Source organism: Pseudoalteromonas thalassia (assembly GCF_049257215.1).
Lineage (GTDB): Bacteria > Pseudomonadota > Gammaproteobacteria > Enterobacterales > Alteromonadaceae > Pseudoalteromonas > Pseudoalteromonas lipolytica_C.
Genome location: NZ_JBMMUE010000002.1, coordinates 491367 through 516784 on the forward strand (window position 1 = coordinate 491367; position 25418 = coordinate 516784).

Annotated in this window: 25 protein-coding genes; 17 read left to right on the forward strand and 8 right to left on the reverse strand. The window is 41.3% G+C overall.

Features of this window, described 5'->3' with window-relative positions; all coding sequences use genetic code 11:
- The first annotated feature begins 230 nt into the window (after positions 1 to 230).
- Both AAEU31_RS04575 and AAEU31_RS04580 read left to right on the forward strand, forming a co-directional pair.
- Positions 231 to 788: a GbsR/MarR family transcriptional regulator gene (locus AAEU31_RS04575; protein ID WP_135926439.1), complete on the forward strand. Its 558-nt coding sequence runs from the start codon at positions 231 to 233 to the stop codon at positions 786 to 788.
- A gap of 454 nt (positions 789 to 1242) precedes the next feature.
- Positions 1243 to 1656 (forward strand): hypothetical protein, encoded by a 414-nt coding sequence (locus AAEU31_RS04580; protein WP_421966592.1) that lies wholly within the window; start codon positions 1243 to 1245, stop codon positions 1654 to 1656.
- Between the two features lie 239 nt (positions 1657 to 1895).
- Here the strand turns inward: AAEU31_RS04580 and AAEU31_RS04585 are convergent, their stop codons facing one another.
- Both AAEU31_RS04585 and AAEU31_RS04590 read right to left on the reverse strand, forming a co-directional pair.
- On the reverse strand, positions 1896 to 2921 hold the full coding sequence (locus AAEU31_RS04585) for a lytic murein transglycosylase (RefSeq protein WP_135926437.1): 1026 nt from the start codon (positions 2919 to 2921) through the stop codon (positions 1896 to 1898).
- Positions 2914 to 3195 carry a YcgL domain-containing protein gene (locus AAEU31_RS04590; protein ID WP_135926436.1) on the reverse strand — a complete coding sequence of 94 codons (282 nt, stop codon included), beginning with the start codon at positions 3193 to 3195 and terminating at the stop codon, positions 2914 to 2916. Before AAEU31_RS04590 ends, AAEU31_RS04585 begins: the two co-directional genes overlap by 8 nt.
- 155 nt (positions 3196 to 3350) lie before the next feature.
- On the opposite strand from AAEU31_RS04590, the gene minC reads away from it, so the two are divergent.
- The 3 genes from minC to minE are packed head-to-tail and all read left to right on the forward strand — an operon-like array spanning position 3351 to position 5135.
- Complete coding sequence (minC, locus tag AAEU31_RS04595; RefSeq protein ID WP_135926435.1) at positions 3351 to 4055, forward strand: septum site-determining protein MinC; 705 nt, start codon at positions 3351 to 3353, stop codon at positions 4053 to 4055.
- Between the two features lie 5 nt (positions 4056 to 4060).
- Positions 4061 to 4870, forward strand: a complete 810-nt coding sequence (minD, locus tag AAEU31_RS04600; protein ID WP_135926434.1) for a septum site-determining protein MinD — start codon at positions 4061 to 4063, stop codon at positions 4868 to 4870.
- A gap of 1 nt (position 4871) precedes the next feature.
- Positions 4872 to 5135: a cell division topological specificity factor MinE gene (minE, locus tag AAEU31_RS04605; protein WP_135926433.1), complete on the forward strand. Its 264-nt coding sequence runs from the start codon at positions 4872 to 4874 to the stop codon at positions 5133 to 5135.
- A gap of 55 nt (positions 5136 to 5190) precedes the next feature.
- Here the strand turns inward: minE and AAEU31_RS04610 are convergent, their stop codons facing one another.
- The gene (locus AAEU31_RS04610; RefSeq protein ID WP_421966593.1) at positions 5191 to 5607 is read right to left on the reverse strand and encodes a GNAT family N-acetyltransferase; all 417 of its coding nucleotides are present in this window, start codon (positions 5605 to 5607) and stop codon (positions 5191 to 5193) included.
- A 69-nt stretch (positions 5608 to 5676) separates the two neighbouring features.
- Positions 5677 to 8466, reverse strand: coding sequence for a TonB-dependent receptor (locus AAEU31_RS04615; RefSeq protein WP_421966594.1), 2790 nt, complete (start codon positions 8464 to 8466; stop codon positions 5677 to 5679).
- 554 nt (positions 8467 to 9020) lie between these two features.
- Here AAEU31_RS04615 and AAEU31_RS04620 point away from each other — a divergent pair.
- Entirely contained in the window at positions 9021 to 9749 is a 729-nt protein-coding gene (locus AAEU31_RS04620) for a copper homeostasis protein CutC (RefSeq protein ID WP_421966595.1), read from the forward strand.
- Positions 9750 to 9751: 2 nt separating this feature from the next.
- The gene (locus AAEU31_RS04625) at positions 9752 to 10612 is read left to right on the forward strand and encodes a glucosamine kinase nucleotide-binding domain-containing protein (protein ID WP_421966596.1); all 861 of its coding nucleotides are present in this window, start codon (positions 9752 to 9754) and stop codon (positions 10610 to 10612) included.
- Here the strand turns inward: AAEU31_RS04625 and AAEU31_RS04630 are convergent.
- Entirely contained in the window at positions 10609 to 11334 is a 726-nt protein-coding gene (locus tag AAEU31_RS04630) for an AraC family transcriptional regulator (RefSeq protein ID WP_421966597.1), read from the reverse strand. The genes AAEU31_RS04625 and AAEU31_RS04630 overlap by 4 nt on opposite strands.
- A gap of 162 nt (positions 11335 to 11496) precedes the next feature.
- Between AAEU31_RS04630 and AAEU31_RS04635 the strand changes: the two genes are divergently transcribed.
- The 9 genes from AAEU31_RS04635 (at position 11497) to AAEU31_RS04675 (ending at position 20019) form a co-directional block, all read left to right on the forward strand.
- Complete coding sequence (locus tag AAEU31_RS04635) at positions 11497 to 12657, forward strand: Gfo/Idh/MocA family protein (protein WP_421966598.1); 1161 nt, start codon at positions 11497 to 11499, stop codon at positions 12655 to 12657.
- A gap of 6 nt (positions 12658 to 12663) precedes the next feature.
- Positions 12664 to 13716 carry a sugar phosphate isomerase/epimerase family protein gene (locus AAEU31_RS04640; RefSeq protein WP_135926427.1) on the forward strand — a complete coding sequence of 351 codons (1053 nt, stop codon included), beginning with the start codon at positions 12664 to 12666 and terminating at the stop codon, positions 13714 to 13716.
- A 34-nt stretch (positions 13717 to 13750) separates the two neighbouring features.
- Positions 13751 to 14971, forward strand: coding sequence for an MFS transporter (locus tag AAEU31_RS04645; RefSeq protein WP_421966599.1), 1221 nt, complete (start codon positions 13751 to 13753; stop codon positions 14969 to 14971).
- A 24-nt stretch (positions 14972 to 14995) separates the two neighbouring features.
- Positions 14996 to 15688 (forward strand): 3-keto-disaccharide hydrolase, encoded by a 693-nt coding sequence (locus tag AAEU31_RS04650; protein WP_054552038.1) that lies wholly within the window; start codon positions 14996 to 14998, stop codon positions 15686 to 15688.
- Position 15689: 1 nt separating this feature from the next.
- Positions 15690 to 17369 (forward strand): GMC family oxidoreductase, encoded by a 1680-nt coding sequence (locus tag AAEU31_RS04655; RefSeq protein ID WP_135926424.1) that lies wholly within the window; start codon positions 15690 to 15692, stop codon positions 17367 to 17369.
- A gap of 2 nt (positions 17370 to 17371) precedes the next feature.
- Positions 17372 to 18127 carry a gluconate 2-dehydrogenase subunit 3 family protein gene (locus AAEU31_RS04660; RefSeq protein WP_130167604.1) on the forward strand — a complete coding sequence of 252 codons (756 nt, stop codon included), beginning with the start codon at positions 17372 to 17374 and terminating at the stop codon, positions 18125 to 18127.
- Between the two features lie 73 nt (positions 18128 to 18200).
- Positions 18201 to 18548: a hypothetical protein gene (locus AAEU31_RS04665; protein ID WP_421966600.1), complete on the forward strand. Its 348-nt coding sequence runs from the start codon at positions 18201 to 18203 to the stop codon at positions 18546 to 18548.
- Between the two features lie 176 nt (positions 18549 to 18724).
- A complete protein-coding gene (locus AAEU31_RS04670) occupies positions 18725 to 19030 on the forward strand; it encodes a sugar phosphate isomerase/epimerase family protein (protein WP_421966601.1) in 306 nt (101 codons plus the stop codon).
- A gap of 536 nt (positions 19031 to 19566) precedes the next feature.
- Positions 19567 to 20019 carry a hypothetical protein gene (locus tag AAEU31_RS04675; RefSeq protein WP_135926422.1) on the forward strand — a complete coding sequence of 151 codons (453 nt, stop codon included), beginning with the start codon at positions 19567 to 19569 and terminating at the stop codon, positions 20017 to 20019.
- A gap of 22 nt (positions 20020 to 20041) precedes the next feature.
- On the opposite strand, the gene rnd is transcribed toward AAEU31_RS04675, so the two are convergent.
- The 3 genes from rnd to AAEU31_RS04690 all read right to left on the reverse strand — a co-directional run bounded on the left by rnd (position 20042) and on the right by AAEU31_RS04690 (position 23851).
- Positions 20042 to 21172 carry a ribonuclease D gene (gene rnd / locus AAEU31_RS04680; protein WP_138557684.1) on the reverse strand — a complete coding sequence of 377 codons (1131 nt, stop codon included), beginning with the start codon at positions 21170 to 21172 and terminating at the stop codon, positions 20042 to 20044.
- A gap of 48 nt (positions 21173 to 21220) precedes the next feature.
- Positions 21221 to 22882: a long-chain-fatty-acid--CoA ligase FadD gene (gene fadD / locus AAEU31_RS04685; RefSeq protein WP_421966602.1), complete on the reverse strand. Its 1662-nt coding sequence runs from the start codon at positions 22880 to 22882 to the stop codon at positions 21221 to 21223.
- Positions 22883 to 22999: 117 nt separating this feature from the next.
- Positions 23000 to 23851: an alpha/beta fold hydrolase gene (locus tag AAEU31_RS04690; protein ID WP_421966603.1), complete on the reverse strand. Its 852-nt coding sequence runs from the start codon at positions 23849 to 23851 to the stop codon at positions 23000 to 23002.
- A 110-nt stretch (positions 23852 to 23961) separates the two neighbouring features.
- Between AAEU31_RS04690 and AAEU31_RS04695 the strand changes: the two genes are divergently transcribed.
- Positions 23962 to 25251, forward strand: coding sequence for an alkaline phosphatase (locus AAEU31_RS04695; RefSeq protein ID WP_135926418.1), 1290 nt, complete (start codon positions 23962 to 23964; stop codon positions 25249 to 25251).
- The last annotated feature ends 167 nt before the right edge of the window (positions 25252 to 25418 follow it).

The window sequence follows — 25418 nt, forward strand, 5'->3', positions numbered from 1 at the left end:
TGAGCACTTTGAGCTTATACGATAATGCAAACGATTGTAACCAAAATTGATACAGAGCAAGTTGTTTATTTTTTGTACAAATCACACTTTCTGTTTAACCGTTAGTAAAATCAACTAACTAACTTAAAATTTAGACTTTAGTCGTATAACATAGAATAGTGGCTATTTCTTTTAGTTATACCCCGAGCGTGCTAGCATTTAATTTCTGAAATTTTTGAATACTAAAAATTATGAGCCTATCTGAAAAAAACTTAGCTTTTGTTATGCACTGCGGTGAAATGGGTAGCCGTTGGGGCTTTAACCGCACCATTGGTCAAATGTGTGGATTATTAACCATTACTAAAGAGCCAATGACCGCCAATGAAATTGCCGATACCTTAAGTATCTCGCGCGGAAACGTAAGTATGGGTATTAAAGAGCTACAGTCTTGGCGCTTAATTAAAGTGCACCATATTCCCGGTGACCGTAAAGAATACTACGGCCCTGCTGGCAGCATTTGGGATATGGCCAACCGCGTATTCGAAGAGCGTAAAAAGCGCGAGATAGACCCAACCCTTAGCCTGCTTCGCGATAACATTTTAGAAGAAGCCCACACTGATGATGAGCGCTTTGCTCAGCAGCAAATGCAAGAAATTCACGACCTGCTCGAAACTGTAACCAAATGGTCTGCAGAGCTACAACGCTTAAGCCCTGAGCAGCTTCAAAGCCTAATGAAACTGGGTTCTGGCATTGGCAAGGTACTTGATTTTAAAGATAAGATTTTGAAAAAGCCGGCGAAGAGTGAGTAAGTTAGCAAGTTTGACCTTGTAGGCGTGAAACTTGTTTCGCGCGTACTCTTGTAGGTCGTGCTTTAGCGCGTCATTTGAGAAAATATTCGAGATTGTGTCGTCATAAATGACGACCTACGCCAATATCCCCTTCGGTGTTGGAGTCGTTTAAAGCCAAACATCCAAAGATTCACGGCTGAAGCCGTTCCTACGATGTTTTGCAGGTCGTGCTTTAGCGCGTCATTTGAGAAAGCATTCAAGATTGTGTCGCCATAAATGACGACCTACATCAATATAATCCCTCAACAGAGGCCTTTAAAGCCAAACATCCAAAGATTCACGACTGAAGCCGTTCCTACGATGTTTTGTAGGTCGTGCTTTAGCGCGTTTGAACGGGTAATCATATCTGCTCTTGCCTTTGCTATACTAATAATTAAGTGTTTATTTACGTTCTGACTTAAAAGGATATTTATCTATGTATAAACAGACAGAAATAAATTACTCGTTAATTATTATTTTATTAGTGATTAGTGCCTTTATAATTTTATCGCCTGAACTGGCTGGCCTCAAAATAATTATATTATCGATAAACCTGCTTATTACTTTGTTGTTCTTTTCACTAACAATAGTCATCAATGAGCAAACGCTTCGTTGGTATTTTGGGTTTGGGATTATTAGCAAAAGTGTTGAATTATCTCAGATTGCCGATACTTCTGCATACCAAACAAAATGGTATCAAGGAATTGGTATACGTATGCTAAGTGATGGCTGGTTATATAATGCCTCAGTTGGAAAAGCCGTTAAAATAACTTTAACTGACGGAAAAAACATATATCTTGGCTGTAAAAACGTAGAAGCACTGCAAAAAGTACTCAATGTAAACGTTTAAAGGTTTTATCGAGGGGAAAGTTTGCGAGTTTGTAGGAGGCGTTTCAACGCTGAACATTTAAAGATTCACGGCTGAAGCCGTTCCTACAAAAAATGTTCAAGATTGTGTCGCCATAAATGACGACCTACACCAATACAATTTCTCGGCGTAGGAGGCGTTTTAACGCCGAATAAGTTAGCAAGTTGCTCGGGTAAAACTTGTAGCTTTACCCTTGGACCTTGCTAACTTTTATTAATCAATTACTTAATCGCTGGGTAACCGATGCGGTCAGATAAGTAACCAACACTAGTAGCAAAGTAATACGAGCGATTCCAGTGCATAAGTGCTTTGTAGTTATCGTAGGCTAAATACATACGACCGTTTACGTCATCAGGCATTACCATTGCGGCGGTAATATCAACGTTTGGTAAGTCGCTACCATCCATTTTACGAACACCAAGAGCTTGCCAATCAGCAAGGCTGCGCTCTGAATCTTTCCAATACTCTAACCATTGGCTGCGGGTTTTAGTGCCACGTTTAAGAATATTTGAATTATCGAAGCCTTCAGGTAATTTAACTTGGCGACCCCAGGTTAAATCATCGTTCCACCCTGCTTGCTTTAAGTAATTGGCGATTGAAGCGAATGCGTCTTCTTCTGTGGTCCAAATATCTTTGCGGCCATCACCATTGTAATCAACAGCGTAAGCGTTAAATGAGGTTGGCATAAACTGCGTTTGACCCATTGCACCAGCCCACGAGCCTTTAAACTTATCAAGGGTAATGTGACCCTCTTTTAAGATATCAAGCGCTGCCCAAAGTTGGTTTTTGTACATAGTTTCGCGGCGGCCATCAAAAGCAAGTGTTACTAATGATGCAATGACACTGTGACCACCTTGGATTTTACCGAAGTTACTTTCAAGGCCCCAAAGTGCCACAATAAAACGTGCTTGAACGCCGTATTCTTTGGCTACTTTTTCTAGAACGTCTTGGTTTTCTTTGTATAACTTACGCGCGCGGTCAATTTTCCATTGCGGCACACGTTTAGGTAAATAGGTTTCGAGGGTTTCTTTTACTTCTGGCTGATTTTTATCTGCTGAGATTACTTTCTTTTTAAATTTAGCCGTTGCGAATGCTTGCTCGATTAAGGCTTGATCATAGCCCTTTTCAATTGCTTCTTTTTTTAATGCAGCAACGTAAACGTCAAAATCAGCTTGGGTTTTTTCTTCTGCCAGTACTGATGTGCTCAAAGAGGCACTAAGTAAAATAACGGCAAGTTTTTTAATCACTCTCAACTCCCTTGTTTTTTTTGAATTGGGTTAACAGGTTTTCTTCTGGCGGTGGTAATTGTAAGTAGAAACCTTTATCAATTAACGCTTGCTTAACCGTTTCGATATCTGCAAAACCTAACTTTTCACGACTAGCAAGATTGATCATCATTACGTATTTAGGTTGACCAAACGTTTCTAGTAAAGGTTCAGGAACACGACCAAAATCGTCTCTTTTTTCAATAAAAAGGTAAGTATCCGCTTTTTTAATACTTTTATACACCGCAGTTAGCATTATGGCCCTATAATATCTTGCTTAACGAAGTCGCACACTATAACATGAGTCAAATAATAAGTTAGAAAAAATAGATTAGTTTTTACTGTGTATGCCTTGTTCAGCCTGTGTTTATATACAAACTATACTAATCAAAACAAATCAATTGAGCGTGTATGTCGGAACAAATTTTTGAGCTAAAAGGGAACCTTTTTACGTTATCTGTTTTACATTTATTTTCAGCAGATACATCCCTCTTAAGTAAGCAGTTAGATGAGAAAATCGCCCAAGCACCTAAGTTTTTTGCTGGTGCCCCCATCGTAATTAACTTAAGTGACATACAAGACGAAACACTTGATTTCTCATTCTTAAAATCAATGTTAAGCGGTCTTTCGCTAAACCCTGTTGGCGTTTGCAATGGCTCTCAAGAGCAAAACGAAAGCGCGAAAGCTGCAGGCCTGTCGGTGTTAAATTATTCACAAGACGTTAAGGGTGCAACCGCTAAACAACAAACAAATACATCTATCGTTGAAAAAACCGTTCATTTGCCTGCGCAGGTTATTAGCGGCACTGTACGCTCTGGTCAGCAAGTATACGCAAAAGACCGCGACCTAATCGTGATTGGTTCTGTAAGTCATGGAGCCGAAGTAATAAGCGACGGTAACGTGCACATTTATGGCACCCTTCGCGGCCGTGCAATTGCAGGGGCAAAAGGTTACAACGAAGCACATATATTTTGCCAAAAATTAGAAGCAGAACTTGTTTCAATTAATGGTAGTTATTGGATCAGCGACTCTCTTCAGGGTGAACACTGGGGTAGCGCAGTACAAATCCAACAAAAAAATGATTCATTAGAAATTTCAGCTTTGGTTAAAGGATAAATCTCATGGCAAAAGTGATTGTCGTTACTTCTGGTAAAGGTGGTGTTGGTAAAACCACATCGAGTGCTGCGATTGGCACAGGTTTAGCGCTTAAGGGCTTTAAAACCGTTATTATCGATTTTGATATTGGTCTGCGTAATCTTGACCTTATCATGGGTTGTGAGCGCCGCGTTGTTTATGATTTCGTAAACGTAATCAATGGTGAAGCAAACCTTAACCAAGCGCTTATCAAAGATAAACGCGTTGATAAGTTACATATTTTACCTGCTTCACAAACCCGCGATAAAGATGCCCTTACCCGTGATGGTGTTGAGCGTGTACTAAACGAGCTGAAAAAAGATTTTGATTACATTGTGTGTGATTCACCAGCAGGTATCGAAGCCGGTGCAATGATGGCAATGTACTTCGCTGACGAAGCGATTGTAACAACTAATCCAGAAGTATCATCAGTACGTGACTCTGACCGTATCCTAGGTATTTTACACAGCAAATCAAAACGTGCTGAAGAAGGCCTTGAAAGCGTTAAAGAACACTTACTATTAACTCGCTATAATCCTGAGCGTGTTGAAAAAGGCGAAATGCTTTCGGTAGAAGACGTACAAGAAATCTTAGCGATTAAACTACTGGGCGTTATTCCAGAATCACAAGCTGTACTTAGTGCATCAAACTCTGGTCAACCGGTTATCTTAGATTCTGAATCGGATGCAGGCCAAGCGTACACTGATGCTATCAATCGTTTATTAGGCGAAACTGTTGATTTTCGTTTCTTAGACGTAGAGAAGAAAGGCTTATTTAAACGGATTTTTGGAGGTTAATGTGTCTTTACTTGACTACTTCCGCTCAGAAAAGAAAAGCAGTGCGTCACTTGCAAAAGAGCGATTGCAGATCATCGTCGCGCACGAACGTTCACAGCGTGGTACACCAGATTATTTACCACAGCTAAAACAAGACATCCTTGATGTTATTCGTAAATACGTGAATGTAAACAGTGATGCAGTTCAGGTGCAGTTTGACCAAAACGAAGATGACTTAGCGGTACTTGAGCTAAACGTCACTTTACCTGACGAAGAAAAGAAATAGTCAAAATTGGGCGCTTAGTTATTCTTAACAGCGCCCTTTTTTATTTCTGCTGTATTTATTTTTGCCACTGCATATGAAACTCGTAGTCATCTTCGCCTAGAGTTTTAAACCCTGCCCGTTGATATAGCCCATACGCTGGATTAGCTTTTAGCACCGTTAAATTAATTTCTGATGTTTGCGCTTTTAGTGCATCTAACACCTGAGTGCCTAGCCCCTTGCCCTGCTGTTTAGGTGCAATTTGTAGCTGTAATAAACTAATTGCTTGCTCACTAACTATGAACTTAGCAGCGCCTACACATTGCCCGTTATTTAACACTAAATGACTGTGCTCAAAGTGCTCTGCCACTCTTGCTTGATGCTGCTCAAGTGATAAAAATAATCCCTGATTCTCTAAGTGCTCAACCATGGTATTTAACCTTAACTCGAGTAAATAGGCTTTGTCTTGCTCGGTAGTCGCTACAAATTCAATCATTATTGTCTTAAAAAAAAGGTACTTTTATAAAAGTACCTTTTTAGGTTGCAACAAACAACATATCTAAGGTTAGAAGCTATAATTTGCGCCTAAGTAAAAACGGCGGCCTGAATATTGGTTATAGGTAAAGCGATTACTTTGTTTCCAGTAACCTTCTTCTAACTCTTCTGTTAGGTTTACAACTGACGCGGTAAACGAAAGATCCTCTGTAAGGTTATAAGAGGCATTCACATCTAGCTGACCATAGTCTTTGGTATATAAGTTGTAGCCTTGGTGAATACCGTTGGCACGGTCGTCTTTCCAGTTATATGACGCACGAACACTAAAGTCGTCATTCTCAAAATACACCGACACATTATACTGGTGCTTAGCCGTGCCTGGAATTTCAGCCTTTGTTTTTTGCCCGTCAGTCGATACTTCGCTAGTGCTGGTATCTGTGTAAGTATAGTTGGTTAAAATACCAAAGCCATTATCAAACGAATGCTGGAAGAACAGCTCTAAGCCTTCTGATTTTGCATCACCGCCACCTACTTTGGTGTTCATTTCAACTTCAATTGGGCCATTACAACAGTTGTGCTCACGCTCAACTATTTCTACTGATGAAATCGGTAAATTAGAAATATCCTTAGAGAATAAAGTTGCACCTAGCGCAGAGCCATCGTCGTAATACCATTCAATGCCTAAATCGAATTGGTCAGATAGCATTGGCTCAAGCCCGGTGTTTACAGAAGTACCTGTACCACGGCCAGTCCATGAATCTGGTGAGTTAATGTTAACTGGTGGTCCGTATGATTCCGCTTGGCTTAAGTCTGAATAACTCACTCTTGCCATTGTGCGTGCTGCAGCAAAGCGAACAACAAGGTCTTCGGTTGCATCCCATGCTAAGTTAAAGCTTGGTAATACTTCACTGCCATCACTACTGCGTTCATTCGGGTCTGTATCATTATCATCATGGCCAATGACTTCGTCGTAAGTCAAAGTACTAAGCTCTGTATTTACATAGCGCACACCAACATTACCGCGGAAATCTTGCCATTCGAAATCAGCTTGTGTGTAAACAGACCAAATTTTCTCTTCAAGGGCATAGGTACCCGACAGTGAAGGTACAACTGTCTGGCTAAAGTTCTCTTTTAAGTAGTTATCAAGCGCTCCAAAATCAAACGCTAAGAAGTTAAATGCACCTGTATCACCCGCACTGTTATCAACCACATGGTCGCTCACCAATGTTGGTGCATCCGGGTGAAAATCTGGATTATGGAACCACTCAGTTCCTGGTAAATAACCACGGTAACCACCGTTATCTGCTATACCGTCATCCCAACGAAAGTCGTTACGAATACCTTTAATTTCGTGGTCGCGGTATTTAGCCCCCACATAGACACGGGTGAAAAAGCTGCCATCAAGGTCAAATTTTACGTCAGTTTGAATGTAATCTTCTGAGTCTTCATTTTCAGATGAATAAGAATCAAACCAATCATAATATTGGTACGCTTGTTTATCGGTGGCTAAATCAGTCGACACTTCGTAGCTTGGTTTTCCGTTTTCAATTGACCATAACCAGCTATTTACTGAGCCTAATCGTGCATCAATATTAGCGTAGGTTTCTTTTGAAGTACCACCTTCAGCTTCGGTATGACCAAGCTTTAATGTAACGCTGTAAGTATCGCCATAATAGGTGCCTTCAAAATCATAGGTATTTGATTTTGACTCACCAAAGCGTTCACGCCCTGTCAACTGCGGCGATAACAAACCACGACGAACGGGCACACCGCCATTTACATCGGCATCACCCCAGTTATTGTCATTCAGTAAACCGTTATCAGCATTACCATAGGCAACCACCGTATCGCCATCTAACACAATACCGTAATACGGGTTGTGGTTATCGTTCCACTCAGCAAAAGTAATGCTTTGCCCTGATTGGTCATACCCTAGCTTGGCACCAAAATAGTTAAAGTTTAAGTCAAGTCTGTCACTTGGCGCCCACTGAATGGCCACTTGATAACCATCACGTGTGCGGTCTTGGTTTGAGTTATTAACACTCATAGCCCGTGGTGCCCACACATTGTTGTACACTTCGCCAGTTGCTTGGTCTACCAGCGCTGGGCGCTCTGCCCCTTCAACCGTATCTGAGTGAAAACGCCAGTGTGAGGCGTTGTTAGTGATGGTTGTTACGGTGCGATCTTGACGAGTAAATCCGGCAAGCACACCAAAGTTTTCGTCGTCATTTTTCCATGAATACAGCACATTAACTTGCGGCTTAGTATCTTCAGACACATCATCGTAAGTTACCTCAGCGCTCAACGCCCCTGAGTTTGCTTCCATTTCAAGTGGTTTACGGGTGTGTAAAATAACTGTACCACCAATACCGCCTTCATCAATGCGAGCTTCAGCACTTTTGTATACTTCTACACTTTTGATCATGCTTGATGGCAATAGCGTGTAATTAAAACTACGGGTAGGAGTACCAGAACCTGATGAAGCGATATAGTTACCGTTTAATTGGGTAAGTGTCCAATCAGGTGACGTACCACGAATACTAACACGGCTACCTTCGCCACCATCGCGGTCAATCAAAACGCCCGATACACGTTGCAATGAATCAGCGACATTTTTATCAGGAAATTTACCAATATCCTCTGCTGTAATTGCATCGACAGTTGCAGCTGAAAGTCGTTTTATTGCTAAGTTTTCTGCGGTTGAAGAACGAATACCACGTACTTCAATCACTTCTACATCGTCATTTACTTGCTCTGCTGCATAGCTTGTATTAATTGCAGCCAGTAGCGAAATTAAAATTGCATTACGCTTAAAATGCCGTCCCTGCCCTTTTGTTTTTATTACAGTTTGCTTGCCCATGCCTATCTCCAGTTGTGTGTTCGGTTTTTGTTTATGAGGCTTTAATACCAACCCGCAATAATACTTAGTCATTTTGAGGGATTAAACCTGTCGATACCTGCGTTAAAAATTTCTGATTTAGAACAACTAAATAACGAAATTTTTGCCTTGTTATCAACAAGGTTTTCTTGCCTCAAAATAGACCATTTAATTAAGCGAATTGGTATAACCTCTCAAAAAACGATTTATTGTTGTCGGTTTTTAAACTGATTTTTGGTAGTTAACAGCTTGTTAAACTCAAACTCAGAATAGGGGGAGGTGGTCAAAAAGTGATAATAAAAATTCGGTGACAGATATGACAAAATCGGCGTTAAGAATATTTTATCTTATTTTTTGTAATTTATGTTTTATAGTGAATCACAAGTTTATACAGTCAAAAACACTTGCATTTAAAACAGGAACCAAATAATAAACCACTGATTTTTATTAAAAATACTTACAAAAACAATACTATCATTATGGTTCTTAAATAGATACTTTAAAGCTGGTGTAATAAACATGGCAAACAAACAACAATGAGCAATGGTAAAATTCTTGAAGTCTGCTTAAATGAAACAGACACAAAGCAGCTGACAAACAATGTTTTAATGGCTGGCAACTTAGGTGTAAGCCGTTTTGAGCTATGCAGTAATTTACACTTAGGTGGCCTAACACCGAGTAAGCCTGCAATTGACTGTGCTGTAAAAAGCCTAACTAATGGCGCAGAGTTAGTGGTGATGATCCGCCCTGACGCTGGTAATTTTTTTGTTAGTGCTAATTGTCAAAAATTAATGGAAAAACAAATAATAATGGCAGCTAATGCGGGGGCGCACGGGGTGGTATTTGGTGCAATAAAACACGGCAAACTTGATTTAGAGGTGACCCGCTCTTTAGTTGCCACAGCCAAACAGCATGGCCTGATGGTGACCTTTCACCGTGCATTCGATACCCTAACAAACTCGTTAAGCGCACTTGATAAACTCATTAGCTTAGGAGTTGACCGTATTTTAACAGCAGGCACGCCGTGGCAAAGCGGCCAAAGTGCCGTAGATGGCTACAAGCTGCTCAACACATACTTAGCGCACTGCGCTAATCAAATTGAAATTGTTATGGGTGGTGGCGTTACTTTAGAAAACGCGGAAGCTCTATGGCAATTAATAGAAAATCATTCAGCACATGCATCTGTGCATGTACACTCATGTGTGCATAACGAAAATGGTGCAATTAACGCTGAGGCTATCAATAAGCTTCTTTCAAAGGATTAAGCATGGCAACGTATTTTTTAGGAATTGATGGCGGTGGCAGTAAGTGTAAAGTCCGTTTGGAAAACGAAAACGGCACTCTACTCAGCGAAGCTATAAGTGGCTCTGCAAACGTGGCCACCAGCTGCCAACAAAGCCAAGAATCAATACTACTCGCCACTGAACATGCTTTTCATGAGGCAGGGCTTGCCCTAAGCGAGCTGAAAAACACTTATGTGCATGCAGGACTTGCCGGAGCTAATATCGACTCAGCTTACCAAGCTATGACCAAGTGGCAGCACCCTTTTGCCAAGTTTACCCTCTCAACAGACATGCTAATTGCCTGTAAAGGCGCACATCAACACCATGATGGTGCGGTGATTATTCTTGGTACGGGCTTTTGTGCGGGTTACCAGCTGCAAAACCAATTTAGCGAATTAGGGGGTTATGGTTTATTACTGAGCGATGGTGCCAGTGGTGGTTGGTTAGGTTTACAACTTTGCCGAAAAGCATTTGAAGTTCTTGATGGTGTTGAAAAAAGTTCAGCGGCTGTAGATGCCCTGCTCACCCAGCTTAACTGCCACTCGAGCCAAGCGTTAAGTCAACGTTTAATATCAGCTCGCCCTGCTGAACTTGCCAAATTTGCGCCGCTTGTTTTTAGTCATTCAGACGACGCTTTTTGTCAGCAATTAATCAGTGAAGCTTGTGCATTCATTGCGCGCTATATCACTTACTTTGAAAAACAAGGTATTACAAAAGTCAGCTTGATGGGCGGCATTGCCAGTGCCATCACCCCTTACTTACCTAATGCCAGTAAAGCGCGTTTAAACCCTGCCCTTGCCAGTGCTGAGCAAGGGGCTATTTTAATGGCGAGAGAGGCAATTTAATCGTCCAATTGTTCACGCATTTGCGAAGGTATTTCACCAAACAAACGCCGAAATTGTTTGCTGAAGTAACTTGGCTCAGAAAACCCGCACTGATAAGCGACTTGTGAAATGGGCAGTCGCGTTTCGATAAGCAGTTTACGGGCATTTTCGAGACGCACTTCGTTAATAAATTGATTGGGTGTTTTTGCTAAGTGCTTTTTAAAACGACGCTCTAAAGCGCTAACCGACAAGTGTGCAAGCTCTGCCAATTCATCAATACTGATCTGACGATGAAAATGCTCACGAATAAATTTTACCGGCTCTTCAATTGCCCTGACATGAGAAAGCGCTTTTGAGGTTTTTTGTAAATGTCGGGTCACCCCATAGGTGCCAATCACATTACCATCGTGACCTTTTAAAGCATGTTTTGATGTAGAAAACCAACCAAGCTCACCTTGTTGGGTTTGGTTAAGCTCTAAACGGTCAGTTACTATGTAGCCTTCCATCACCCGTTTATCATCATTGACGTACTGAAACGCGAGGTGCTTTGGCGAAAAATCAAAGTCTGTTTTTAGCAATATTTGCTCCAGAGTTTTATAACCCTGATGCTCAATAAAATGCTGATTACAATGCACAATTCTACTATCTGTATCTTTTACCCAAAAGAGGATATCTGGCAGTAAATCAAATGCAGCAATCAGCTGATTTACGCCAGCTTTTTTAATTATTTCTTGAATATCCATCGCTTTAATTTGTCTCTATAAAGAACAATTCTATATATTTTAAACGCCGATTTTGTTGCATTGTCAACCGAATTTTTATTAGCGCTTATCGCTTAAGCTTTCCTATTATCAATAACATGATATTAACAGTAGCCGACGCTATTTAAATTAGGAGCGCTTAAGATGAGCAAAGCTAAGATCCGCATGGCAATGGTAGGCGGTGGCGATGGAGCCTTTATTGGCGCTATTCATCGAATTGCAGCGCGATTAGATGGAATGATAGAGCTTGTTGCAGGCGCATTCAGTTCAGACGCAAACAAATGTAAAGCAACCGGCGAACTACTTGGGCTTGATAGCAGCCGCTGCTACGACAGTTACCAGACACTATTTACCGAAGAAGCAAAATTACCCGCTGATGAGCGTATCGATTTTGTGGCTATTGTCACGCCAAACCATTTGCATTTTCCGGTCGCGAAAATGGCGCTTGAGCAAGGCTTTCATGTGTTATCAGATAAACCTGCAACACTCACTCTCGCAGAAGCAGAGCAATTACAAAGCATTATTGCAAAACAGCAAGTTTTATATGGACTGACCCACACTTATACCGGTTACCCAATGGTAAAAGAAGCCAAGCATCGCGTTAAAGCTGGTGAGCTTGGCACCATACGAAAAGTGATTGTTGAGTACACCCAAGGTTGGTTAGCGCACAGCGAAGACGAAGGCTCAAAACAAGCGAGCTGGCGTTTAGACACCAGTAAGTCTGGCATTAGTTGTTGTATGGGCGATATTGGCGTGCATGCAGCTAACTTAGCCGAGTATGTTTCTGATCTTGAAATCACCGAGCTTTGCGCCGATTTAAATCATGTGGTTGAAGGCCGAGCCCTTGATGATGATGGCACCGTGCTACTTAGATTCAATAATGGTTGTAAGGGCGTTTTACTGGCAAGCCAAATTGCTATTGGCGATGAAAACAACTTACGCCTGCGTATTTATGGCGATAAAGCCAGCCTTGAATGGTCACAACTTGAGCCTAATAGCTTATGGCTAAGAGGCCACAATCAAGCCGCTACGTTACTAAGAGCTGGCGTGGGTGAATTACACCCTGACACACACAATGCCCTGCGCACCCCTGCCGGTCACCCAGAGGGCTACCTTGAAGCATTCGCCAATATTTACCGCAATTTTGCAGCGCAAATTCATGCATTTAAGCAAGGCGACAACGCAACAAATTCAGCATTTGATGTGCCTGGCATCAAAGATGCCGTGCGCGGTATGGCGTTTATTGAGCACGTTGTAGCTTCTTCAAAACAAGACACTAAATGGCACAAATTACAGATTGGATAATAAAGAATGAATAAAATCAAAGGGCCAGCAATATTTTTGGCGCAGTTTATTTCAGAGCAAGCCCCGTTCAATAACTTTAAAGGTTTATGTGAGTGGGCAAGCGGTTTAGGTTACAAAGCGATTCAAGTGCCAACCTCAAACCCAGACATTTTCGATTTAGAAAAAGCAGCTCAAAGCCAGCAATACTGCGATGAAGTCACTGGTATTGCCACAGAGTATGGACTTACAATTTCAGAGTTATCAACGCATTTGCAAGGTCAGCTAATTGCTGTACACCCTGCCTACGATGAAATGTTCGATAACTTTGCCGCAGAACATGTAAAAGGTAACCCTGCTGCGCGTACCAAATGGGCAACAGAGCAACTAATGCTAGCTGCGAAAGCGAGTAACAACCTTGGCTTAACCACCCATGCGACTTTCTCGGGTTCTTTTTTATGGCATACCTTTTACCCGTGGCCACAGCGTCCACAAGGGCTTGTTGAACAAGGCTTTAGTGAACTTGCTAAGCGCTGGTTACCCATTTTAGATTGCTTTGACGAGTATGGCGTGGACGTGTGTTATGAATTGCATCCGGGTGAAGACCTACATGATGGTGTGACATTTGAGCGCTTTTTAGCAGCAACCAATAATCACCCACGCGTTAATATTCTTTATGATCCGAGCCATTTTGTATTGCAACAGCTCGACTATTTAGCGTTTATCGATATCTATCATTCGCGCATTAAGGCATTTCATGTCAAAGATGCCGAATTTATCGCAAATGGCCGCTCAGGTGTTTATGGCGGATTTCAGAACTGGCAAGACCGACCGGGGCGTTTTCGTTCTTTAGGTGATGGCCAAGTAGATTTTAAGCAAATCTTTAGCAAGTTAACTCAATATGGTTTTGATGGTTGGGCTGTACTTGAATGGGAATGTTGCTTAAAGCACCCAGAAGATGGGGCAAGAGAAGGCGCTGAGTTTATTAAAGCACACTTGATAAACCCAACAGACAAAGCCTTTGACGATTTTGCCAGTGGCGCAACAAACACTGAGCGTAATAATCGAATTTTAGGTTTATAAAACCGACAACAATTGAACACACAGGACACACAATATGGACAACAATAATTATAACCGCATAGTCTTTCGGCTTTGCTGTATAGCACTGATTGTGACCTCTATGACCTTTGCCATTCGTGCTGGTATTTTGGGTCAACTTGGCAGTGAGTTTGGCTTAACCGACACCGAACTAGGTTGGGTTAATGCCATGGCATTTTTAGGTTTTCCCGTTGCGACTATGGTCGGCGGTATTATTTATAATGCCATTGGCGCGAAGAAATTAGTGGCTTTAGCGTTTATTTGTCATTTACTTGGTCTTGTTTTAACTATCACTGCTGATGGTTTTTGGGGCTTACTGGTTTCTACCTTTTTGATTGGTTTTGCCAACGGGGCGGTTGAAGCGGGCTGTAATCCACTGATTGTAGAAATGTACCCTAAAAATACCACCACTATGCTAAACCGTTTTCATGTTTGGTTCCCTGGTGGCATTGTGATTGGCGCACTTGCGTCGAATTTTATGTCGGAAGCGGGTTTAAACTGGCAATGGCAAGTGGCTTTAATTTTAGTTCCTACGGTTATTTATGGCGCTATGCTGATCAAAGCGAAGTTTCCACGCTTTGATACACGTACTCACTCAACTAGCAGCAATATTCGCCACTTATTCACGCCGTTATACATCTTTTTAATTGCCTGCATGACATTCACCGCAACCACTGAGTTTGGCACACAGCAATGGATTGAGCGTATTTTAGGGTCTTCAGGCGCCTCTCCTATGGTGGTGTTAGCCTTGATCACTGGCCTAATGGCGGTTGGTCGCTTCTTTGCAGGCCCCATTGTACATAGGCTTAATCCTACCGGTGTGTTACTTGGCTCTGCCATTTGTGCAAGCTTGGGGATTTTTATGATGAGTCAGGCCGAGGGCAGCATGATTTATCTGGCAGCAATGCTGTTTGCACTTGGCGTTACCTATTTTTGGCCGACCATGCTTGGCTGCGTTGCTGAATATATTCCAAAGTCAGGGGCGCTGGGTATGTCGTTAATGGGTGGTGCAGGCATGTTTGCTATGAGCATTTGGAACCCTGTAATTGGTAGCTGGATAGATACCGCACGCTCATCGGCACAGGCAAGTGGCGCAAGCGCTGAACAAATTGAAATTTTAGCCGGACAGGCTGTATTACAAAACCTACTGATCTTCCCAATTATTTTAATCGTCGCATTCATTGGGTTGCATCTAGTAATTAATAACAACAAACGCACCGAAAAATGTGCGTCTTAAGCAAGTAAATCGTCGAGGAACACTATGTTTAAATCTCTTAAAGCACTGACTTTAATGCTCACCGTTAGTAGCTGTGCACTCGCTAATGCGGCTGATAATCAGCTTACACAACAAGAAAAGCAAGCTGGCTGGCAGTTATTGTTTGACGGCAAAGATATGTCGCAGTGGCGTAACTTTAAAAGCGAATCTTTAAATCCTGCATGGGTCGTTGAAGATGGCGCTATGACATTAACCAAAGGTGGCGGTGATCTGCTTACTAAAAAGCAATACCAAAACTTTGAATTACAGATTGATTGGAAAATCTCTACCAAAGGCAATAGCGGTATTTTCGTATTGGCTGATGAAACCGGACAGATGATTTACTCTCATGCGCCTGAAATTCAAATTATTGATAACGAAGAGCATCCAGATACCGAAATTGACTCGCACTTAGCAGGTTCGATTTACGATTTATTTGCTGCGCCAGTTGCGGCGCACAAGCCAGCAAATAGTTGGAACCACGTGCGTATAAAAATGCAAGACAACCACTTGCAAGTTTGGCAAAACGGTATTAGCACCACCAGCATTGTGATTGGTAGTACAACATGGAATACCCTTGTTAAAGGCAGTAAGTTTGCAACTTGGAAAAACTTTGCAACGGCTGAGCAAGGTCATATTGGGCTCCAAGACCACGGTGACAAAGTGTGGTTTAAAAATATAAAAATCAAGGAGCTATAAGATGTCTGAATTTAAACACAAGGTATTGGTTGTTGGCTCTGGTGCTGGCGGTGCAATGGCCGCTTATACGCTAACTAAACTCGGTCACAAAGTGTTATTACTTGAAGCGGGCCGTAATTATGACCCGAAAACAGAAAGCCCAATGTTTCGTCGTAACAGCGAAGCCCCGCTTATGGGCGCAGGTAACAAAGACAAAAACTTTGGCTTTTATGATGCAACCGTTGATGGCGGTTGGCAAGTACCTGATGAGCCATACACCAGCGCCAAAGGTAGCGACTTTTATTGGTGGCGCGCACGTATGTTAGGTGGTCGAACAAACCACTGGGGCCGCTATTCATTACGCTTTAGTGAGCACGATTTTAAAGGTAAAAGCCGTGATGGTCACGGTGCCGACTGGCCATTTGAATACGCTGATTTAGCACCTTGGTACGATAAAACCGAAGAGCTTGTTGGCGTATGTGGCACTAATACAGGCCATGAAGATATGCCAGATTCGTCACCGGGTATTTTACAGCCGCCACCAAAACCGCGTGTGCCTGAACTTCTAATTGCCGCTTCTGCAAAGAAAATGGGCATTCAAGCAGTGCCGATGCATCGCGCAGTATTAACTCGCCCGAAAGATGATCGCATGGCGTGTTTTTATGCAACACCTTGTGGCTCTGGTTGCTCAATTGGTGCTGCTTTCCAAACTACGACATCATTACTGCCAATGGCAAAAGCCACCGGAAACTTAAAAGTCATTACCGATGCTATGGTTAAATCAGTTAAGGTTGATGAGCAAGGTAAAGTCACTGGCGTCACTTATGTTGATAAACACACAGTAACCGAACATGCTATTGATGCCGATGTGGTTATCTTAGCCGCCAGCGCCTGTGAATCAGCACGTATTTTATTAAACTCAAAGAATAAAAAGCACCCGAAAGGCCTTGCTAATTCAAGTGGTCAAGTAGGTCGAAATTTAATGGATTCGACGGGTGCATGGTTAGGTGCGCAAATTCCGGCACTTAAAGGTCGCCCACGTTATAACGAAGATGGACATACCGCTAACCACTTATTTATTCCTTGGTGGGGTCATCAAGCACAAGCTAACAATGAATTAGATTTTCCACGTGGTTATCACTTTGAAATTGGCAGTGGCTTTGGTCAGCCGGGCTCGGGTGTGTCGGGTGATAAACAAGGTTATGGCCCTGCCCTTAAACAACAAATTCGTGATGCATATGGCTCTTACGTTGGCTTTGCCCTACGTGGCGAGATGCTACCGAACAAGGATACCTACATGGAAATTGACGAAAACGTTAAAGACAAATGGGGTATTCCGGTATCAAAGTTTCACTTTAAGTGGTCTGACAGAGAGTTAAAGCAAATCGAACATGGTTTAAAAACCGCGAAACAAATCCTAGAAAACATGGGTGCGACCGTTGGCGAACTCCCGCCTGCTGAAAAGGCAATTTCAAAAGGTGGCGAAATCATCCACGAAGTGGGCACCACACGAATGGGTAGCTCGAAGAAAGACTCGGTCACCAATCAATGGGGTCAAACATGGGATTGTAATAACCTATTTGTAATGGATGCGGGCGTATTTGCTTCTAACCCTCATAAAAACTGTACGCTCACCATCATGACACTGGCAATGCGTAATTCAACTTGGCTTGCTCAACAAATTGATAACGGGGTACTTTAATTATGCATCATCGTAACGAACATGACTCATATAACTATGTTTCTAACATGAGCCGCCGAGAGTCTTTAAAATGGCTTGGCTTATTAGCTGCAGGCTCGGCGGTTGGTTTAACTGCAGGTTGCACAAAAGCACTTGAAGATGACGGTGCAGTCTCTGCAAAAGAGCATTGGCCTGATTTAGATATTAAGCCTGTGACCGCTAAAGGCTATGGTCAAGACCCTAATTTGGTGATGCCACCAGAATCACCTTGGCCACTAACCTTAACCGCAGACGAGCTTACGTTAGTAGCATTATTAGCTGATTACATTGTGCCACGCGAAGGCGCTATTCCTTCAGCCAGTGAGCTAGAAGTACCGGCAGTTATTAATGAGTGGGTGAGCGCGCCTTATGAAGGCCAACAACGCGATAGAATTAAAATTTTAAACTCTCTAGCGTGGCTTAACGATGAAGCGCAGCTTCGCTTTAAAAAGCAATTTGTTGCGCTTAACGAAAAGCAACATCGTGCGATTTTAGACGATATTGCATTTTTAAACGAGCAAACACCTGCGCAATTTCAGCGTATTGGTAAAGCTTTTTTACGCTTTAAAGAATTAGTGCTAGCTGCTTTTTTCTGTACGCCAGAAGGCTGTAAAGACATAGGCTACTTAGGCAATGTTCCTATTGCTGGTGATTACCCAGGGCCTTCAGATGAAGCAAAAGCCCATTTAGATCAGGTTTTAGCTGAGCTTGGTTTAAGCGAGTACGCCTATACCGATTAACTTTCCCCCTTGTGTTGTTTAATAACACAATTTAATGCAGGGGGTCACTCCCCTGCTTTTTTAGGATTTAAGTATGTTTAAAACCCGCATTTTATTGCTCATTATTAGCCTTGTATTTAGTGGTCAATTATTCGCAAAACTGCCAGTGAGTGTGCAATTGTGGTCAGTCAAAGACACCTTAAAAAATGACTTTCATGGTACGCTTAAATCACTTGCCGAAATGGGATTTGACGGCGTTGAGTTTGCCGGAGATTTTGGCCCTTATTCTGATAACCCAGCGGCCTTAAAAGCAAAGCTCTCTGAATTAGGTTTAGTTGCCAGTAGTGCCCACATCGGCTTTGATGCTCTCACCGAAAGCACTATTGATAGCACCCTACTGTTTTACAAAACCCTTGGTGTTACCACACTCTATGTACCTTGAGATGAGCGAGCATGGCATCCTGAAGGGGTTAAGTCACTGGTTAAAGAGCTCACTAAAGTTAGTGATTATGCAACTCGCTTTAATATGAAGATCGGTTTTCACAATCATAATAAAGAGTTAATGCATTTAATAACGCTACATTTTGGGATTATATTGCCAGTAACACACCCAAGACCATGCCATTGCAGTTAGATATTGGCTGGGTCAATTACGCAGCTAAAGATCCAATTTACTTCATTAAACAGTACCCTAACCGCACACTTGCTACGCACATTAAAGTACGTACGGTTGAGGGGAGCAACATGAGCCCGATTATCGGCGAAAACAACATTGATTGGCCTGCCATCATCGATACTTTAGAGTCGCACGGCAACACTAAGTGGTTAGTGCTGGAGCAAGAAGAATACCCAAGTGGACTAACACCGCTACAAAGCGTTGCGAAATCAAAACAAAATCTGGATAAGATTTTATTAAATAAGTAATTGATTTTGATCTCTAGTCTGAATTAATTGTTTGTTTAAAAGTAAGTGAATTTCATACTAAAAACCTAAGAAATCAATACTGACACTGATTATTTTTTATACTTATAAAATCCGTTTTTTTATTCGTCTGTGTCGGTTAAATAGGCATGCAGCTATTAGTTGCATGCCATATTACTTACTATTCACTTTATTGTAAGCAATAACGAAGCTTCCTTTATTTTTCAGTATAGTAAGTTTAATTGGTACTAATAATAAGCTGATATTAAGTTATCTACAAATAACATTATTCACTTTTTTTGCATTAACCTGCTCTGACCTTTGGTCAATTTCAAGTTGTTTCAAAGCGGCTATAAAACAGCCCTCACAACCACATAATATATTGATTAAAAATATATTATTCATCATTCCTAGTAAAAAACATAGATAAAAAAATAATAATAAAAGCTGAACACTTGTCCCTATTTTCATTTTTTTGGCAGATTGCTTTAAATTCTTGGAGAGGTAGCATTAAGCTATAAAAATCTCAAGGGATGAGTATGAAAGTTCTAAATCTTAAGAAAAGGTCAGAAAAAAAGGTTTATTCTTTTTTAGCCTTATTATTGTTTTTCACATTGATGTTGTTAAAGCTTTTTTCTCCACAGCATATTATTTATGAGCTAATCGCTGCGCTGTGCTTTTTTATCGCGCTGGTTTTGTTCTTTCTGGCAATTAACTGCAAACATGCTCTTACTGTTTGCCGACACGGTATTTATTATCATTCAATTTGGGGGCACCACTACATTGCAGCGCAAGAAATAAAATTGATTCAGCATTACTCAAAGTTTGGTTTAAGCTGCATATTTATAATAGGTCCTAGGTTTATTATATTTGCTCCTTTTTATTGTTTAACATCAAAACAAATGCACAGATTAAAACGATACGATTACAACCTATTACAATGGCTGCAAGTAAGTAATAAACGCGACAAATTTTATGGCTCTAAGCTCTGAGCAATTGCTTAGAGCCAAATTTTTAGTTATCCCACTCTTTAAGGGTGTCTTTTACAAGCTCATAACGCCACGAGTTTAATAAGTCGGGTTTTGAACTGTCTTTACGCTCTTGTGCATCTAGCTTCCAATTCCAACTAATCAATTGATTGATTTGCTTTTTAGATGCAAGCACATCTTCTGGGATTCCATTTGCTTTAGCAGCTTTGGTAATTTTTTGTTTTATATCTTTAGCGGCTTTTTTGTATGCCGGAAAATCAATAAGTCGTTTTAGTTGTGCTGGTTGCTCTTCTGGCGCAACCGCTTTACCCAGTTCGATGCATTTTAAAATTTCAACACCTGAACGGTTTACTTCCATTGGCTCAACACCCGGAACGCGGCGAAGTGCATTAAGACTTACTGGTTTACGTTTAGCTATTTCAACCAAGTTATGTTCTTTTAACACAAAGTTAAGAGCGAGATTTTTGCGCTCTGCCTTTTCACGGCGCCACTTAGCAAGTTCACGTAATACCGCTAAATCATGCGGTCGTAACTGCCAAGCATTTTTAATGTCTTTGTAAAGCTGCTCTGCAGGTGTTTGATAAGCACGTTTTTGCGCGACTAACTCACTTTCACTGATCACAATGTCAAAAAAGCCTGCTTCATCAATTTGTTTTTTAATAATTTCAAAGCATGGGAGTAAATGAAAGGTATCGGCAGCGGCATAATCTAGCTGTTTTTCTGTAAGCGGGCGCTGCAACCAATTAGTGCGCGATTCACTTTTATCAATTTCGATATCTAGTAACTCTTTGACCATATGCGCAAAGCCCATGCAGTTACCATGACCTAAAATTTGCAATGCAAATTGGGTATCAAATAGCGGTGTTGGTACAAAGCCAGCGTACTTTTGAAACACTTCAATATCTTCTGACGGTGAATGCAGTACTTTTAACACCTCTGGGTTTTTAAGTACTTGCCAAAAATCATAGAGCGATAACTCTGCCAGTGGGTCGATTAACGCTAAATGCTCACCATCATATACTTGAATAAGTGCAACTTCAGGGTACAGGGTGCGGCGGCGCATAAACTCAGTATCAATTGCTAATACTGGTTTTCCTATTATTTTTTCTACAAAATCATTTAACTGATTTTGCGTTTCGATCAGTTGGTATTGCACTTACACCCCTTTGTTTTACATAAAAAAGCCGGCTAATGCCGGCTTTTATTATTTCTCTTCGTCCTTTAAGGCTCTTCTAAGAATCTTACCAACGTTGGTTTTTGGTAATTCATCTCTAAACTCAACGAGTTTAGGCACCTTATAGTTCGTTAAATTATCACGACAATGCTTTATTATATCTTTTTCAGTTAAAGATTGATCTTTTTTCACGACAAAAACTTTAACTTGCTCGCCACTTACTTCATGCGGGACACCGATAGCAGCTACTTCAAGCACACCATCGTGCATTGCGACAACTTCTTCAATCTCATTAGGGAATACATTAAAGCCAGATACGATAATCATGTCTTTCTTACGATCAACAATGTAGAAGAAGCCTTCATCATCGTAAGTTGCAATATCACCGGTTGCAAACCAACCGTCTTTTAAGCATTCAGCTGTTGCATCTGGACGGTTATAGTAACCTTGCATAACTTGTGGGCCTTTAACCCAAAGCTCGCCTGGCTCACCTTTCGCTGCTTCTTCGCCGTTTTCAAGCATTAGTTTAATGTCAGTACTTGGTGCTGGTAAACCAATTGAGCCGTTATAACCTTCAAGGTCGTAAGGGCTTACAGTTACAAGTGGCGCGCACTCAGTTAAACCATAACCTTCCATTAATTTGGTTTTAGTTACAGCTTGCCATTTTTCAGCAACTGGACGCTGTACCGCCATACCACCGCCAAGTGACATTTTTAAGCTTGAGAAATCAAGTTCAGCAAAACCCGGGGTATTTAGTAAACCATTAAATAAGGTATTTACACCCGTTACCGCAGTAAATTTGTGTTGTGCTAACTCTTTTACAAAACCCGGCATATCGCGTGGGTTTGTAATAAGTACATTTAAACCACCATATTTCATAAATGTTAGGCAGTTAGCTGTTAAAGCAAAGATATGATAAAGCGGCAGTGCCGTGATAACGATTTCTTTGCCACGCTCAAGCACGTTATCTAAACAGCCTGATACTTGCTCAAGGTTACCAACCATGTTGCCATGCGATAGCATTGCACCTTTAGATACACCCGTAGTACCACCAGTGTATTGTAAAAATGCTAGGTCGTTTAAATCAACATCAGGCTTTTTGTAGGTTGCTTCGTTACCAGCCAGTGCATCTGCAAATTTAATTGCATTTGGCAATGAGTAGCTAGGCACCATTTTTTTAATGTGCTTAACCACAAAGTTAACGATGTGCTTTTTAAGGCCACCCACCATGTCACCTACTTGGGTAACCACGATGTGCTTAACGTTGGTTTTTGGTAAAGCCTTTTCTAGAGTATCTGCAAAATTAGCAAGAATGAAAATTGCTGATGATTCAGAGTCATTTAGTTGATGCTCTAATTCACGTACCGTATAAAGTGGGTTTACGTTTACCACTACACAGCCTGCACGAAGAACACCTAGAATAGTCACAGGCGTTTGCAGTAGGTTCGGCATCATAACCGCTACTTTATCGCCTTTTTTCAGACCAAGATCATTTTGAATGTACGACGCAACACGTTTTGTAGCACTGTCTAACTCACTATAGGTCAACACTTTACCCATGTTGGTAAAGGCTGGAAGGTCACTATAGTCAGCAAAACTTTTTTCAAACAAGTCGAGTAGCGAGTGATAATGCTCAGGGTCGATTGTTTCAGGCATACCTTCTGGGTAGCGTTTAAGCCAGATTTTTTCCACTCTTAGCTCCTGTTTATAATTATATTTTTTAATAACCTTAATCTAACTAAGGCCGTTTCTCAATGGAGTAAATACTCTAATGGTGCAGATAATCCCACATTTGGTGCAATTATACAATTAACTTGCTTTATACTGCCCAATAAATGCATGAATGTGCTCTAAGGTTAATGCAGGACTTTGCATATGGCAATGGTGACCTCCAGGTATCTCATGAATTTTTAACTCCTTGTAATATTTACCATATGCCTCTAGGTTATCTTTCACAAAAGGATACCCCTTATCCCCTAAGATAAGCTGACATGGTGCGTTTATTTGTTTGATGGTTGCAATACATTGTGCCTCATCAAAGCGAAATCCTGAGTGATTTTTAAGCTTGGGATCGGTTGTTAAATACCACTTCCCTGCTTTTTCGTAACTATTGCGTGTCATTAATAGCTCAGCTTGTGGGTATTCAAGATCCCCACTAGCAAGCCTTGCACTAATAATGTGCGCTATTGAGTCAAATGCACGAGGCCCTTTAGTGTTTACACGCGCTCTATTTAAAATTGCTTTACGAAGTTGGCTACTCACTTCATTACTGTTTGTTGTAATGCAGCCTATTCCTTCAATAAAATTTACCGTTGCTACCTTTTCAGGAAAACAGCTGGCAAAAACCCCGGCAACCATGGCCCCCATTGAGTGGCCAACTAAGTGTACTTTCGTTACATCAAGTGACTCAATAAACTTATATACGTCATCAATATAGTCAATAAAGTAATAGTGGGCATCACTACTTCGCCAATCAGATAAACCATGGCCAGGAAAATCGAGACAATACCAACGCTGATTAAGCTGCACATTTTGTAACATAGGTATGTAACTATGTGCGTTATCAAGCCAACCATGTAAGGCAATCACAACTTCTTCGCCATGACCAAAGGTTAGGCCATGCATTGCCTGAGTGCCAGTTTGAAAAGAAAAAGGTTGCACAATTGCTCCTATTTATTAAGCGTTTCAACTTAAAGGCGTTTATTTATCGTCTGGCTAGTATACAATAATCCTCGCAGTATAAATAAGGGCACAATAATAAGGTTACATCAATGAAATTAAAATTAAGTCTTTTAGCATTATTATGCTCAGCAGGCTCAGTAATGGCTGAATCAGCACCAAAAAATATCATTTATATGATTGGTGATGGTATGGGCCCGGCGTACACAACTGCATATCGTTACTTTAAAGATGATCCAAATACTAAAGTTGTTGACCCAACTGTTTTCGATACTATTTTACGTGGTATGGCACATACCTACCCTGATGATCATACCTATGTAACAGACAGCGCAGCAGGTGCAACAGCACTGAGTAGTGGTCATAAAAGTTATAATGGCGCAATTGCCGTTGATACTGATAAAAAACCAGTTAAAACTATGCTTGAAGTTGCAAAAGAACGCGGTATGACAACAGCACTCGTAGCTACTTCGCAAATCAATCATGCCACACCAGCAAGCTTTGCTTCGCACAACGAATCACGCCGCAACTACGACGAGATTGCTAACGACTATATCGATAACAAAATCGCAGGTAAATTACCGGTTGATTTAATGTTAGGTGGCGGCACTAAATATTATGTTCGTGAAGACCGTAATCTAGTTGAGGAGTTTAAAGCAGCAGGTTATCAGTACAGCGATGACTTTGCAGCAATGAGTGACTTAAAACAAGTTCCAGCACTTGGTTTATTCGCTGAAGTAGGTTTACCTTTTGCGCTTGACGAAAATCCAACGCGCCTTACGCAAATGACAACTAAAGCGCTTGATTTACTAGATGGTCAAAACGACAAAGGTTTCTTTGTGATGATCGAAGGCAGCCAAATTGACTGGTGTGGTCATGCAAACGACATCGCATGTGCAATGGGCGAAATGGACGACTTTGCTAAATCGATTGAACAAGCAAAAGCGTATGTAGATAAAAACCCTGATACTCTGCTTGTTATCACTGCCGACCACTCAACAGGTGGCTTAACACTTGGTGCTCATGGTCAATATAAGTGGGAAACTGAGGTGATTAAAGGTGTTAAAGCAACAGCTGGCACTATCACAAAAGATCTACTTGAAAGCGATGACTTAAAAGCAGTATGGCAAAAGTATTCTGATATCGAATTCACTGATGCTAACAGCATTAAGCTAAGCGAAGCTAAGAAAATGGGCGAAAAAGCACTGCTACTTGCTGTAAAAGATATCATCAATCATGCCAGCTTCACCGGTTGGACTACTGGCGGCCACACCGCTATTGATGTGCAAGTGTTTGCCTATGGTAAACGTGCAGAAGATTTCTACGGTTCGCAAAACAATACTGCGATTGCCGACAAGCTGATTGATTTTATTAAACAGTAATTTATATTGAATACTGTCCAAGCATAAAAAAAGCCTAAACATTTTGAAGTGACCCCCAATAGTTGGACATTCCAATTACTGGGGGTCTTTTTATGTCCAAACATCACCGAGCATTCAAGCTCAAAATAGCTGAACTCGCTTTGTCTGAAAGCTCTTCGGCGGTAAGT

Coding starts and splice junctions, on each gene's coding strand:
- AAEU31_RS04645 (WP_421966599.1), top strand. CDS start 13,751: ATGGACAACAATAATTATAACCGCATAGTCTTTCGGCTTTGCTGTATA.
- AAEU31_RS04675 (WP_135926422.1), top strand. CDS start 19,567: ATGAAAGTTCTAAATCTTAAGAAAAGGTCAGAAAAAAAGGTTTATTCT.
- AAEU31_RS04665 (WP_421966600.1), top strand. CDS start 18,201: ATGTTTAAAACCCGCATTTTATTGCTCATTATTAGCCTTGTATTTAGT.
- AAEU31_RS04580 (WP_421966592.1), top strand. CDS start 1,243: ATGTATAAACAGACAGAAATAAATTACTCGTTAATTATTATTTTATTA.
- minC (WP_135926435.1), top strand. CDS start 3,351: ATGTCGGAACAAATTTTTGAGCTAAAAGGGAACCTTTTTACGTTATCT.
- AAEU31_RS04640 (WP_135926427.1), top strand. CDS start 12,664: ATGAATAAAATCAAAGGGCCAGCAATATTTTTGGCGCAGTTTATTTCA.
- AAEU31_RS04610 (WP_421966593.1), bottom strand. CDS start 5,607: ATGATTGAATTTGTAGCGACTACCGAGCAAGACAAAGCCTATTTACTC.
- AAEU31_RS04615 (WP_421966594.1), bottom strand. CDS start 8,466: ATGGGCAAGCAAACTGTAATAAAAACAAAAGGGCAGGGACGGCATTTT.
- AAEU31_RS04625 (WP_421966596.1), top strand. CDS start 9,752: ATGGCAACGTATTTTTTAGGAATTGATGGCGGTGGCAGTAAGTGTAAA.
- AAEU31_RS04630 (WP_421966597.1), bottom strand. CDS start 11,334: ATGGATATTCAAGAAATAATTAAAAAAGCTGGCGTAAATCAGCTGATT.
- AAEU31_RS04670 (WP_421966601.1), top strand. CDS start 18,725: ATGCCATTGCAGTTAGATATTGGCTGGGTCAATTACGCAGCTAAAGAT.
- AAEU31_RS04575 (WP_135926439.1), top strand. CDS start 231: ATGAGCCTATCTGAAAAAAACTTAGCTTTTGTTATGCACTGCGGTGAA.
- AAEU31_RS04635 (WP_421966598.1), top strand. CDS start 11,497: ATGAGCAAAGCTAAGATCCGCATGGCAATGGTAGGCGGTGGCGATGGA.
- AAEU31_RS04695 (WP_135926418.1), top strand. CDS start 23,962: ATGAAATTAAAATTAAGTCTTTTAGCATTATTATGCTCAGCAGGCTCA.
- AAEU31_RS04620 (WP_421966595.1), top strand. CDS start 9,021: ATGAGCAATGGTAAAATTCTTGAAGTCTGCTTAAATGAAACAGACACA.
- minD (WP_135926434.1), top strand. CDS start 4,061: ATGGCAAAAGTGATTGTCGTTACTTCTGGTAAAGGTGGTGTTGGTAAA.
- AAEU31_RS04650 (WP_054552038.1), top strand. CDS start 14,996: ATGTTTAAATCTCTTAAAGCACTGACTTTAATGCTCACCGTTAGTAGC.
- AAEU31_RS04590 (WP_135926436.1), bottom strand. CDS start 3,195: ATGCTAACTGCGGTGTATAAAAGTATTAAAAAAGCGGATACTTACCTT.
- AAEU31_RS04660 (WP_130167604.1), top strand. CDS start 17,372: ATGCATCATCGTAACGAACATGACTCATATAACTATGTTTCTAACATG.
- AAEU31_RS04655 (WP_135926424.1), top strand. CDS start 15,690: ATGTCTGAATTTAAACACAAGGTATTGGTTGTTGGCTCTGGTGCTGGC.